This is a genomic window from Coprococcus sp. AM97-35, from assembly GCF_027697525.1.
GTDB classification, from domain to species: Bacteria; Bacillota; Clostridia; order Lachnospirales; family Lachnospiraceae; genus Allocoprococcus; species Allocoprococcus comes.
In genome coordinates this window covers 26,047-38,380 of sequence record NZ_JAQESL010000004.1, presented here as the reverse complement: position 1 = coordinate 38,380, position 12,334 = coordinate 26,047, and the positions used below count along the sequence as shown (strand labels likewise).

The 12,334-nt window shown below is 43.4% G+C and carries 13 protein-coding genes and 1 other RNA gene; 11 read left to right on the top strand and 3 right to left on the bottom strand.

Going from position 1 to position 12,334, the window contains the following annotated elements:
- Positions 1–60: 60 nt before the first annotated feature.
- Together PG840_RS05015 and PG840_RS05010 are read right to left on the bottom strand one after the other, a co-directional pair.
- Complete coding sequence (locus tag PG840_RS05015) at positions 61–1,311, bottom strand: ammonium transporter (protein ID WP_270613402.1); 1,251 nt, start codon at positions 1,309–1,311, stop codon at positions 61–63.
- Between the two features lie 123 nt (positions 1,312–1,434).
- Positions 1,435–1,773, bottom strand: a complete 339-nt coding sequence (locus PG840_RS05010; RefSeq protein ID WP_008370035.1) for a P-II family nitrogen regulator — start codon at positions 1,771–1,773, stop codon at positions 1,435–1,437.
- Positions 1,774–2,073: 300 nt separating this feature from the next.
- On the opposite strand from PG840_RS05010, the gene PG840_RS05005 reads away from it, so the two are divergent.
- From PG840_RS05005 to tadA, 3 genes are all read left to right on the top strand, one after another.
- A complete protein-coding gene (locus PG840_RS05005) occupies positions 2,074–3,213 on the top strand; it encodes a hypothetical protein (RefSeq protein ID WP_270613401.1) in 1,140 nt (379 codons plus the stop codon).
- A gap of 120 nt (positions 3,214–3,333) precedes the next feature.
- Complete coding sequence (locus PG840_RS05000) at positions 3,334–4,401, top strand: hypothetical protein (RefSeq protein ID WP_270613400.1); 1,068 nt, start codon at positions 3,334–3,336, stop codon at positions 4,399–4,401.
- Positions 4,325–4,846, top strand: coding sequence for a tRNA adenosine(34) deaminase TadA (gene tadA / locus PG840_RS04995; RefSeq protein ID WP_172676465.1), 522 nt, complete (start codon positions 4,325–4,327; stop codon positions 4,844–4,846). Before PG840_RS05000 ends, tadA begins: the two co-directional genes overlap by 77 nt.
- Before the next feature lie 82 nt (positions 4,847–4,928).
- Here the strand turns inward: tadA and ffs are convergent.
- An RNA gene (gene ffs, locus PG840_RS04990) (signal recognition particle sRNA large type) lies at positions 4,929–5,192 on the bottom strand.
- 136 nt (positions 5,193–5,328) lie between these two features.
- On the opposite strand from ffs, the gene PG840_RS04985 reads away from it, so the two are divergent.
- The 8 genes from PG840_RS04985 to atpE all read left to right on the top strand — a co-directional run bounded on the left by PG840_RS04985 (position 5,329) and on the right by atpE (position 12,298).
- Positions 5,329–7,089 (top strand): B12-binding domain-containing radical SAM protein, encoded by a 1,761-nt coding sequence (locus PG840_RS04985; protein ID WP_270613399.1) that lies wholly within the window; start codon positions 5,329–5,331, stop codon positions 7,087–7,089.
- Positions 7,090–7,292: 203 nt separating this feature from the next.
- On the top strand, positions 7,293–8,801 hold the full coding sequence (locus PG840_RS04980) for a VanW family protein (RefSeq protein WP_270613398.1): 1,509 nt from the start codon (positions 7,293–7,295) through the stop codon (positions 8,799–8,801).
- 26 nt (positions 8,802–8,827) lie between these two features.
- The gene (locus tag PG840_RS04975) at positions 8,828–9,865 is read left to right on the top strand and encodes an AIR synthase-related protein (RefSeq protein ID WP_270613397.1); all 1,038 of its coding nucleotides are present in this window, start codon (positions 8,828–8,830) and stop codon (positions 9,863–9,865) included.
- On the top strand, positions 9,858–10,355 hold the full coding sequence (locus PG840_RS04970) for a tRNA (cytidine(34)-2'-O)-methyltransferase (RefSeq protein ID WP_117557510.1): 498 nt from the start codon (positions 9,858–9,860) through the stop codon (positions 10,353–10,355). The genes PG840_RS04975 and PG840_RS04970 overlap by 8 nt, the downstream gene beginning before the upstream one ends.
- A 231-nt stretch (positions 10,356–10,586) precedes the next feature.
- A complete protein-coding gene (locus PG840_RS04965; RefSeq protein WP_022220232.1) occupies positions 10,587–10,817 on the top strand; it encodes an AtpZ/AtpI family protein in 231 nt (76 codons plus the stop codon).
- A gap of 20 nt (positions 10,818–10,837) precedes the next feature.
- Positions 10,838–11,233, top strand: coding sequence for an ATP synthase subunit I (locus PG840_RS04960; protein ID WP_270203711.1), 396 nt, complete (start codon positions 10,838–10,840; stop codon positions 11,231–11,233).
- Between the two features lie 14 nt (positions 11,234–11,247).
- Entirely contained in the window at positions 11,248–11,967 is a 720-nt protein-coding gene (atpB, locus tag PG840_RS04955) for a F0F1 ATP synthase subunit A (RefSeq protein ID WP_022220233.1), read from the top strand.
- A 64-nt stretch (positions 11,968–12,031) separates the two neighbouring features.
- On the top strand, positions 12,032–12,298 hold the full coding sequence (atpE, locus tag PG840_RS04950; RefSeq protein WP_117557506.1) for an ATP synthase F0 subunit C: 267 nt from the start codon (positions 12,032–12,034) through the stop codon (positions 12,296–12,298).
- The last annotated feature ends 36 nt before the right edge of the window (positions 12,299–12,334 follow it).

Here is a 12,334-nt window from a genome sequence, read left to right as displayed (position 1 = left end):
ATACAGCCACTGAAATGCGAGCATTCCAGTGGCTGTATCTTTTTATTTTACTTCGCCCGGCTATAAACGGAAGTTAAAGTCCGCATATGCTGAGCAGCCGTGTTCGTGGATATCGAGACCGTCGAGTTCTTCTCCTTTGGTGACGCGGAGACCTACGGTTTTATCGATGATGGTGAATACGATGATTGCCATTACGAGGACGTAGGCTACGGTTGAAAGGACACCGATCACCTGGGTTTTTAGGGTGTATTCCGGGGAGAAGACTCCGACGAGGATACTGCCTGTGAAACCGCATACGCCGTGGACACTGATCGCACCTACCGGGTCATCAATCTTGGCTACTTTGTCGAAGAATTCTATGGAGAATACGACGAGGATACCAGCGATCAGTCCGATGATGATTGCAGAGTAGTTGCTGACGGTGTCGCATCCGGCGGTGATTGCTACGAGTCCGGCGAGGGAACCGTTGAATGTCATGGATACATCTGGTTTTCCATAGCGGATCCAGGTTACAACAAGGGTTGCAAGTGTTGCGGAAGCAGCGGCAAGATTGGTTGTCATTGCGATATCACCGAGGTTTGTGGAAGCTGCTGTGGTAGAGCCGCAGTTGAAACCGAACCAGCAGAACCAGAGAATAAATACGCCAAGAGCTGCAATGGAAAGGTTGTGTCCGGGAATCGCACGGGCATTCCCTTCTTTATCATATTTTCCAATACGAGGTCCGAGGATTTTGGCACCAACAAGTGCACAGATACCGCCGACCATATGGACTGCTGTGGAACCTGCAAAATCGTGGAATCCCATCTGAGCGAGCCATCCACCGCCCCAGATCCAGTGGCCGGTTACCGGGTAAATAAAAATACTGATTGCTGCACTATATAATAAGTAAGCAAGGAATTTTGTACGTTCTGCCATAGAACCGGATACGATAGTAGCGGATGTGGCGCAGAATACTGTATGGAAAATAAGGAAGACTCCGATTGGCAGTCCGTTGAAAAGTCCGTCGGCATTGGCAAGTGTTGTAGGATTGAAGAACCCTTTTATACCGATGATACCATTCCAGTCGGTTCCGTGCATGATCGCAAATCCGAAGATGAAAAAGAACAAACTTCCAAGTACAAAGTCCATCATTTTTTTCATCAGTATATTTCCAGTATTTTTTGCTCTGGTAAATCCGGCTTCACACATTGCAAATCCAGCCTGCATAAAGTAAACAAGAGTTGCACCGACAATTGTCCAGACAACATTAAGCAGTAGTTCAGTGGCGGCGGTTGCATCCATTCCGCCCGCAATTAAATCAGATAATCCCATATTTAACATCCTCCATTTCAAATAAAAAGGATAGCTACAATGAATGATCTACAGGCAGTTCATTTGTAGTTATCCTCTTTGATAACGATATTCAACACTATTCTAATTCACATATATTTTTAGCTAAAGAGCAGCAGAGCCACGTTCGCCGGTACGGATTCTTACAGCATCCTGTACTTCGTAAACAAAAATTTTACCATCGCCGTACGCACCGGTTTTGATTTCTTCGACAATTTTCCGGATCAGAGGTTCTGCAACTTCCGGTTCAACAACAGTTTCTACTTTGATCTTAGGAAGAAGATTTACGCTGTATTCAGCACCGCGATAAAATTGTTTGTGTCCTTTCTGATTACCATATCCCATAATGTTACTGATCATAATACCGCTGACATTGGAAGCATCCAGGATTGCTTTCAGGGCTTCCAGTTTTTCCGGCTGGATAATGATTTCTAGTTTTTTCATAACTGATTCCCTCCTTCTCGATTTAAAAAAAGAACAAAAAAGGCGTTCCCCGGATAATAGGGAACGCCGTCGTTCTTGATACGCTTTATTATAGTGACTGATTTTGATTTGTCAAATTATTTTTTAAAAAATACAAAAAATTCGTGCATTTATTAGGTGTTGACGGATAAAATGTCATTTGCTAGAATAAAAGATAAGTGAAAAAGATTCCTTTATCAAGAAAGTTTTAAGTTAACAAAGCAATAAGTCTGTATTTAAAAAGAAGATATATTTATACGGGGAGAAAAGGAGGAAAAATACATGATTAGTCTCACATTCGGAGAGCAGGTAAAAATTGTTTTAAGCAGAAAAGATATGACGATTAAAGAGCTTGCAGAAGAAATCGAAGCAAGAACCGGGAAAAAGATGTCCCGTCAGAATCTGACACAGCGGCTTGGCAGAGATAATTTTCAGGAGCAGGATATGCGTATGATCGCAGACATTCTTGGATGCCCGTTCCAGCTCAGCATTCTGGGTAATGCGGATTCGGAAAAGGAAGCTTTGGATGAAGAAGAGATGCCGACGGGAAGAGAGCTTGAGAAGCTTACTGCGAAAAAAGAAAGAAAGGCAGCAAGAGAAGAAGCAAAAAAGAATGTAGAACGTGATATTACAGTTGGAGAGATTGTAGATATACTTGAAGAGACCACAGCAGAACCGAAGGAAGAAGCTGTACAGATGGAACTGGATCTTGATGCAGAAGAACAGACTGCCAGGGAGACAGAAAGCGTTGCGGATTCAGATACTTTGGAAGAGGATATTCTGACTGAAGAAGAAACAGAGCCGTATACAGAACCGGCAGAAGATGATGTGGAAGTATCTGCAGAAGACGCAGAACAGATTGAAGAAGAATTGCAGGAGCCCGAACAGGAAGTAGAAGCGGAAGCGGTTGAAGAAGCCGGGGGTGAGGAGATTCCGGAGGAAACTTCTGAAGCTGCTTACCAGGAAGAGGCAGGACCGCAGGAGGAAGCGTACCAGGAACAGCCGGCTTATTATGAAGAGAATCAGCCGGAAACCTATCAGGAAGAGGAAACTCCTGCAGTAGAAGATGCGGAAACTGAAAATGTTCATGAGGAGAAAAAATCACCATTTTCAAAACTTACAAAGCTGATTACTCCGAAAAAGGAAAAGAAATCTTCCGGATGGCCGCAGGATTTCCAGCCGATCAAGCGTCGGGAGGATATTGATGAAGATCTGGTAAATGGAGATGTGAACCCATATACCGGACATGAGTATCGGACAAACAGTGTGCGTATGCATCCACACAGAATCGGTTATGTACAGGTATATGACCGAAAAGATCACAAGTGGACAGACATGACAGAGTGGGCGTTCCTTGGGGTGGAAGAGCGAAAGAAAGCTACGATGGGAAAAGACTACGAACCACCGATTTATCTGGATTAATCAATGAGTTATTTGTCAGAGCGGAAGATTCCGCTCTGATTTTTTAAAAATGGTAATTTTTACCGGAAAGTCAGAATAGTTTAGAACAGGCAGTTAGAAGGAAGGTGCAGGTGCTAGATTATGAAAAGCTTTATCCGGTATTTATATGAATATCAGAATGGAAAAAGGACAAGAAATACAGGTTTTGTAAAGGTTCTTGAGCAGGAAGAGGCGACCGTGGTCCAGATTTATGGGAGAGGATTTCCCGTAGCGGGAGGTCGTACACTGGAAATTTATCTGTTTTATGAAGAGGATGGACAGTGCATAGGGATTTTAATGGGAGAGATCAGAGGGGCGCAGGCAGCATTTGGTTATAAGCTGAGCTATACGACAGACGATGTGGGAGGAGATGGACAGTTTGGCAGGATTGGTGGAATGATCCTTCGGGCTGGAAACGGAGCGGATGCAGGATATTATGGAGCAGTCTGGGATGAGGCGAGACCGGTAGATGTTAGCAGGATGATTACGGAAGAAGAATGGAAGCTAAACAAATCGGGGAAAAATAAAAAAATTGCAAATGGCGGAGACGTGCTAAGCAATGAAAAATACGAGAAGCCAGGAAATGAGAAAATACTTGAGGAGAAAACAAGCCAGAGAAAATCTGAGAATATAGAAGAACAGGAGACCTCAGAACAATCTAAAAACACAGATGCAGTTAGGAAATTGAAAAGCAACCCAAATGTGCCGGAAGAAAGAAACTCTCAGAACGCAAATTCAGATTTACCACCAAAAACCACAAAGGATATCATCTATAAGATCACCCGTCAGGAGCTTGCCGGACTTCCGCGAAAGGAATGGAAGCTTGCGAATAATCATTTTCTGCTCCATGGATATTATAATTACCATCATCTGGTATCATTTGAAAAAGAAGGGAAATGCTGGATTGGGGTTCCGGGACTTTATTTTTCAGGCGAGCAGCGGGCGGCAGGAGCATTTGGATTCAGTCAGTTCATGAAGCCATCTGATGGTGAACTGGATCTGGAAGAATATGAGATTGAAGATGAGGAACATTTCGGTTACTGGTGCAGACCGGTAGGGGCAGTGATTCGAAAAGAAGTAAAGGAGAAGGAAGATGCGGCAGATATTGACCGAAGACGAAAAATACATGAAGGAAGCGATCCGTCAGGCGAAAAAAGCATGGAAGATTGAGGAAGTACCGATTGGTTGTGTGATCGTATATCAGGGGAAAATTATCGGACGAGGATACAACAGGCGGACAACGGATAAGAATCCCCTTGCACATGCAGAAATTTCTGCAATCAAAAAGGCAAGTAAGGTAATGGGTGACTGGCGGCTGGAAGAATGCACCTTATATGTAACGCTGGAACCATGTCAGATGTGTTCCGGAGCCATTGTACAGGCAAGGATTCCACGAGTGGTTGTTGGATGTATGAATCCGAAAGCCGGATGCGCCGGTTCCATCCTGAATCTTCTACAGGTGGAAGCGTTTAATCATCAGGCAGAGCTTACGACAGGAGTTCTGGAAGAAGAATGCTCACAGATGATGAAGAGCTTTTTCAAGGAACTGCGCAAGAAGCAGAAGATGAAAAAGAAAGAACAGGAATCAGCAAATATGCCGGAAGAAAATCCTTAATCGAAGAACCTGTCAAAGGCAGGCTTTTTTGCATGAAAAAAGCTACGGAAGCAAAATCCGTAGCTTTTGTAATTTCTTTTTTCTGTGCGCTGTGCGTCGAACTAAAGCCTACCAAACGTTACTCTGGCTGTAAACTCAACCCAGGCTACCTTACGGCACCCGAGAGGTTCTGCTTAGTGCTGCTTCGTTCCCGACCTGACACGGTTCACAGAGTCCCGCCGCGTAAGACCCAAATCTCAACGCCACAAACCAGAGGCAGCTTTGACAAGTAAAGCCCTCGGCACAGCATCACCCCCACTATAGCGGATTGTAGGTACAGGGTACCGCTAGCACCCCGGCTGCACAGAACATTATTTTACCGTGTTTTTGTAAAAATGTCAATGTATCTGAGGAGATTTTATTTTATCATTTTGGTTTACGCCAATCTGAAAATGGAGTATGATACTAAAGATAAAACTTTTTGGAAACGGAAAGGAAACGATATGAAAGTACTTTTAGGTGCAGTCAATGCGAAATATATACATTCCAATCTGGCAGTCTACTGTCTGAAAGCATATGCGGAAAAGTATGGTGATACATCAGATGAGATCAGTATTGGAGAATATACGATCAATCAGCAGCTCGATGAGATTCTGCGGGATATCTACAAAAGGAAGCCGGACATGCTCTGTCTGTCCTGCTATATCTGGAATCTTACTTATGTTGAAGAGATCTGCAGGGAGATCAAGAAAGTGATGCCGCAGATCATCATCTGGATAGGCGGACCGGAGGTATCTTATGATGGAGTAAAGGTGCTGGAGCGTCTGCCAGAAGTGGATGGCGTCATGAAAGGAGAAGGGGAGCAGACTTTCTGCGATCTTTTACACTTTTATCAGAACAAGACGGCGGACGGACTTCAGAATATGAAAGGAATCGTTTACCGTGAACAGACCGGACAGATTGTGGAAAATGAATGGCGCAAGACCATGGATCTGAGTAAGGTTCCGTTTGTATATGAGAATATGGGGCTTTTTGAACATAAGATTATTTATTATGAGACAAGCCGTGGATGTCCATTTTCGTGCAGTTATTGTCTTTCTTCTATAGATAAGTGTCTGCGGTTCCGTGATCTGGAACTGGTAAAAAAAGAACTGCAATTTTTTATCGATCATAAAGTACCTCAGGTTAAATTTGTAGACCGTACATTTAACTGCAAACATGATCACGCCATGACAGTCTGGCGTTATATCAAAGAGCATGATAACGGCATTACCAATTTCCATTTTGAGGTTGCGGCAGATCTTTTGAATGAAGAAGAAATGGAATTGATAAAAACCATGCGGCCAGGGCTGATCCAGCTGGAAATCGGTGTGCAGTCTACCAACCTGGATACGATACGTGAGATTCACCGGACAATGAAATTTGAACAGGTTGCAGAAGTGGTAAGGAGAATCAATTCTTATGGTAATGTACATCAGCACCTGGATCTGATCGCAGGATTGCCGTATGAAGATTATGAAAGCTTTGGAAAATCCTTTGATGATGTTTATGCACTGGAACCGGAGCAGCTGCAGCTTGGTTTTCTGAAAGTGCTGAAGGGTTCTTATATGGAAGAGAAGAAAGACGATTACGGACTGGTTTATAAAGGAATGCCACCGTATGAAGTTTTGTATACAAAGTGGCTTCCATATGAGGATACCCTGCGCCTGAAAGGGATCGAGGAAATGGTGGAGACCTACTATAACAGCAGGCAGTTCTGTTACACGCTTCCTTATCTGATCCGACACTTTAAAAGACCATTTACGCTTTTTGAACAGCTGGCAGAGTATTATGAAGAAAATGGGCTGGATACTTTAAGTCATGCACGCACGGCAAGATATGAGATCCTGTATGATTTTGCAAGATTTTATGATGCAGAAAGATGTGAGGCGTATAAGCAGCTTCTGACACTGGACTTTTATCTGAGGGAGAATGCAAAGAGCCGTCCGTTATTTGCAGGCGATGAGCGGATTTCCAAAGAAGAGTTCCGCCTGTTCTATGACCGTGAGGATGAAGAGAGGCGTTATCTGGAAAATTATGAAAATATGGAGAAGCGGCAGCTTAGAAAAATGACGCACATTGAGAGGTTTTCTTATGATGTTCTGGGGGATGTGAAAGAGGAAGAATGTGTGCTTCTGTTTGACTACCAGAACCGGAACCCACTGGATCATCAGGCAAAGGTATTTTGTGTTACAGAAGAAATCCGGGAATTATGCAAACAGTAACAGCTGACAGTAGTAATGGATATCTTGAAAAAAGAAATGAAAGAGTATAGAATGAAAACAAATGTGTGATTTGAGGTGAAAAAAAGTGTTTAATCCAAAACAGACACGGAAGATAGCGGCAGTGATTATTCTTGTTGTTATTGTTGCAATGGTAGCAACATCAATTATTCCATATATCATATAAAATCAGGAGGATTTTTTTGATGGCGGCACGAAAGAAAAAGAGAGAGTTAAGTGAAAAGGCACAAAAGCGTGTCCGGCAGAGAAATCTGCATGTGGGGATTACGGTTATTGCAGCCATCGTGATTATTTTCTCCGTGATTCAGTTCACATTATGGCGGTATGTGAGCAAGGTGGATGAGGAGCATGTCTGCAAAAATGTTTTTATAGGGAAGACAGATGTATCCAGAATGACCAAGGAAGAAGCAGTGAAAGCGGTAAACAATACACTTGGAGATTATCGGAACAAGCGACTTGTACTGAAGGTAAAAGATCAGGGCGCAGATGTGTCAATCGAGGAAATGGGAGCGGAAGTAGAAAATATTGATAAGCTTGCAGAAAAGGCGGTCGGATACGGAAAAAATGGAAGCATCTGGAGCCGCTATCAGAAGATACATAATTTAGATAAGAAGAAATATGTCATAGATGAAAGATTTAAAGTTGATGAAGCAAAACTCAGAGAGCTGATCCAGGAACGTGCGGTTCCGCTGGAACAGAAAGCGGTCAATGCATCGGCATCCTATAACGGAAGCGGATTCGATCTGACAGATGAAGCAGAAGGTTATACGGTTGATGTAGATAAATCTGTGAAGAAGATTAAGAATTTCATGAACAAAAAATGGAATTACGAGGACGCAGAAGTAGAGTTAAAGCTGGATACGGAAGAGCCGACAATCAAAAAGGCAGATCTGGAATCCCTGCAGGATGAGCTTGGCTCTTATACGACAAACGCCGGATGGGGGGACCGCGTGCAGAACATCAGGCGAGCAACGGAGCTGATCAACGGAACTGTTGTTATGCCGGGAGAAGAATTTTCAGTGGAACAGGCCACACTTCCTTACACAGAAGAGAATGGCTATGTGGCAGGAAGTGCCTATGAGAACGGACAGATTGTAGAGAGTATCGGAGGTGGCCTGTGTCAGGTATCTACGACGCTTTATAATGCGGTTCTTTATGCGGAACTGGAGGTCACCCGGCGTGCACCGCATTCCATGAGTGTCAGCTATGTAGAACCATCAAGGGATGCAATGATAGCGGAAGGAATCAGTGATTTTAAATTTGTCAATAATTACGATACACCGATCCTGATCGAAGGATATATTGATGGCAATAACCAGCTTGGTTTTTATATTTACGGAAAAGATACCAGAGCTGCAGGACATTCCGTGGAATTTGAAAGTGAGACTCTGGAGACAACAGAGTATACGAAAAAGTATGTAGAAGATACGGAAAGTGCGGTCGGCTCACAGGAAACAGAGGGAGCCGGAATGGATGGAAGCACGGCACGGCTCTGGAAAGTTACCTATGAAAACGGAGAAGAGGTCAGCCGGGAAGTAATCAATAACAGCACCTATCAGACTTCTGATGTTACCGTGAAAGTCGGGACAAAATCAGATAATGCAGAGGCAACTAAGCTGGTGGAGGAAGCAATTGCAACCCAGGATCAGGAGAAGATTAATGCGGCGATCAGCAAGGCATCTGCACTTAAGTAATAAAAAGCAGGCGGCTGTTGGAAAGAATGGCAGAACAGAAAGAGGATAAAAGTATGAAAGCAGGAAGAGTGTCACAGACCGTCTATCGGCGTTCGGTTTTAAAACAGATACAGAATAATATAGAAGGTATAGATTTTTTAAGACCGTCACAGGAGGAAACCTGTTATATAGCAGATGAAAGTGAAGAGCGGATCACAATCGCAACGGATGTTTCATTAGCCGGAAATGAAAAAGATCTTGGAGTATTTGCCATAGCGCAGGCAGTGGATCAGCTGGCTTCCAGAGGAGCGCGGGCATATGGAATCAGTGTCCGGATCATGCTCCCGACGTTTGCCTATGAGTCCAGATTGAAAGCGATGATGGTGGAGATTTCGGAGATATGTAAAGAAAAAGGTCTCAGGGTTTTCTTTGCAGATGCGCAAAGTGTAAATGGGATCCAGACGAGTATTGTTCATGTAACAGCACACGGTGAGGCAAAAAAAGAACAGCTGCTTGCAAGCAGATCGGCAAAAGCAGGTGAAGAGATTGTCCTGGTTAAATGGATTGGTATGGAAGGAACCTTACGGATCATACGGGAAGAAGGGGCGGCTCTGGCAGAGCGGTTTGCGCTAGGATTCTTAAATAAGTTGGAAGATATGAGAGATGAAATTTTCAGTGACAGGGCAATGGAGATTGCCGGCCGGAACGGGGTGTCAGCAATGCATCCGATCGGAGAAGGAGGGATTCTTGCAGCACTTTGGGATATGGCAGAAGGTGCAGGAATTGGTCTTTCGGTAGAGATGAAGAAAATGACGGTACGTCAGGAAACGATTGAAGTCTGTGAAGTATTTCATCTGAATCCTTACCAGCTTACCAGTACAGGAGCGGTTCTTATGGTGACACCGAAGGGTGAAGAGCTAAAGGAAAGACTGAAAAGGGAAGGTATTCCGGCAGAGATCATCGGACACACAACAGAAGGAAACGAGAGAATCATCTGGAGTGGGGGAGAAAAAAGATTTCTCGACAGACCGGCACCGGACGAACTGGCACGAATTTACGAAATGAAGGAGAATGTAAATGCTTAATATTGTACTTTTTGAACCGGAAATCCCGGCAAATACTGGAAATATCGGAAGGACCTGTGTGGCGACGAATACCAGACTTCATCTGATCGAGCCACTTGGTTTCCGGTTAAATGAAAAGAACCTGAAACGGGCAGGGATGGATTACTGGGAACATCTGGATGTGACGACTTATATTGATTACCGGGATTTTATGGAAAAAAATCCGGGAGCGAAGATTTATATGGCAACTACAAAATCACCGAATCTTTATACGGATGTTAAATATGAACCGGACTGTTATATCATGTTCGGAAAAGAAAGCGCAGGGATTCCGGAAGAAATCCTCTGTCACCACAAGGAAGACAGCATCCGGATTCCGATGATCGGAGATATCCGTTCACTGAATCTTGGAAATTCGGTTGCGATCGTGTTATATGAAGCGCTCCGGCAGAATGGGTTTGCCGGAATGAATACAGAAGGACATCTTCATAGACTGGAATGGGATGAATAAAAAAGTGCTGCAAGGCTAAAAACGCTTTGCAGCACTTTTACTATTGTGAAAAAAATGACTATATAATATATTTTAAATAATCAACGCATTTAATGGCATTTATTGGTAAAAGTGATGACAATATTTGGAAATTGTATAAGAAAAAATACAATCGTGTGTAAACCAGTGGACATATTTCATAAAAAAGGATATAATAAATGGAAAGTGATATAGAGAATGGAGATAAGTATCATGAAATATAAACAAAGCGTATATAAAACCTTTGCACTCATCAGTCAGTTAGGCATCAGTATACTGGTTCCCATTTTGCTATGCACTTTTTTTGGTACATGGCTGGAAAAGAAGGTTTCTTTTCCAGTTTTTATCCCTTTGGTGATAGTGGGTGTATTGGCAGGCCTGCGCAATGCATGGGTACTTGCGAGACATGCGAATGAAGATCCGGAAGACAAAAACAAAAATTGAGCAGGGAGGAATGAAACGACATGAGTAATACAGACAATACCGTACTGAAGGATATGATCATCACTATGCTTCTGTATGGAATAATCGCACAGATTGTATGTCTGATTATCCCAGGGGATCATCTGAGAATGACAGCAGGGCTTTGGATCGGGGTGGCTGCAGGTGTTTTCATGGTAATCCATATGAAAAACTCGTTGGATGAGGCGGTACTTTATGGAGAACAGGAAGCACAGAGATACATGCAGAAATCTTACGCGATAAGATATCTGGTTGTAGTTGTAGTATTTATAGCCGTCAGCTGGCTTCGGATTGTGAATGTACTTACACTGTTTGCAGGAATTATGAGTTTAAAGCTTGCAGCATATTTGCAGCCAATTATGCATAAGCTTTTCGCTAAATTCAAAAAATCTAAGTAAAGGAGGTAGAGCGCGTGGGGAACAGCTTAGGAATGCTGGCAGCTAAGGAGCCGGATTTTCAAATTCACGGTCTCGTTAAATTCCAGTTATTTGGGCAGGAGTTATGGCTCACCACTACACATGTCAGCATATTGATCGTAGCGTTATTACTGCTGATTTTTGCGTTGGTTGTCCGAGCTAAGCTGAGCGATGCCGAAGGCAAACCCGGAACCCTGCAGAATATTGCCGAGCTTATCGTTGAGATGCTTGACAATATGGTAAAAGGAAGCATGGGGAAAAACGGACTGGCGTTCCGGAATTATATCGGGTCTTTGTTTTTGTTTTTGATTGTGGCAAACCTTTCGGGACTTTTGGGGCTTCGGCCACCAACTGCAGATTATGGTGTAACACTTCCACTTGGACTTATCACATTTGTGCTGATTCAGTTCAATAACATCAAATACAACAAAATTGAGGCATTTACAGGCCTGTTCAAACCATTGCCGTTCTTGTTCCCAATCAATCTGATCGGGGAGATCGCAGCACCATTTTCCATCTCACTTCGTCTGTTTGGAAATGTGCTGTCCGGTACTGTAATCATGGGACTTATCTATGGTCTTCTGTATAAGATCGCATGGGCATGGCCGGGATTTCTACACATCTATTTCGATGTGTTCTCGGGAGCAATTCAGGCATATGTATTTTGCATGCTGACGATGGTATATATCAATGACAAGATGCCGTCAGCGGAGTAAAAAGCAAACTGGGATCTAAGTTCAGACAGTATCAGGTTTGCAGTGATTAAGGAGGAAAATTATTATGGGTAATATTTCAAATGAAGCTTTAGTTTTAGCGTGTTCAGCAATCGGCGCAGGACTTGCGATGATCGCAGGTATTGGTCCTGGTGTAGGACAGGGTATTGCGGCAGGTCATGGTGCATCTGCAGTAGGACGTAACCCGGGAGCAAGATCAGACATCACGTCTACAATGCTTTTAGGACAGGCAGTAGCAGAGACAACAGGTCTGTACAGTTTGGTTATTGCACTTATTCTCTTGTTCGCAAACCCGCTTCTTGGAAAGCTGTAAAAAAGGTTTTGCCTGTAAAATAAGAGAAAGGAGGCA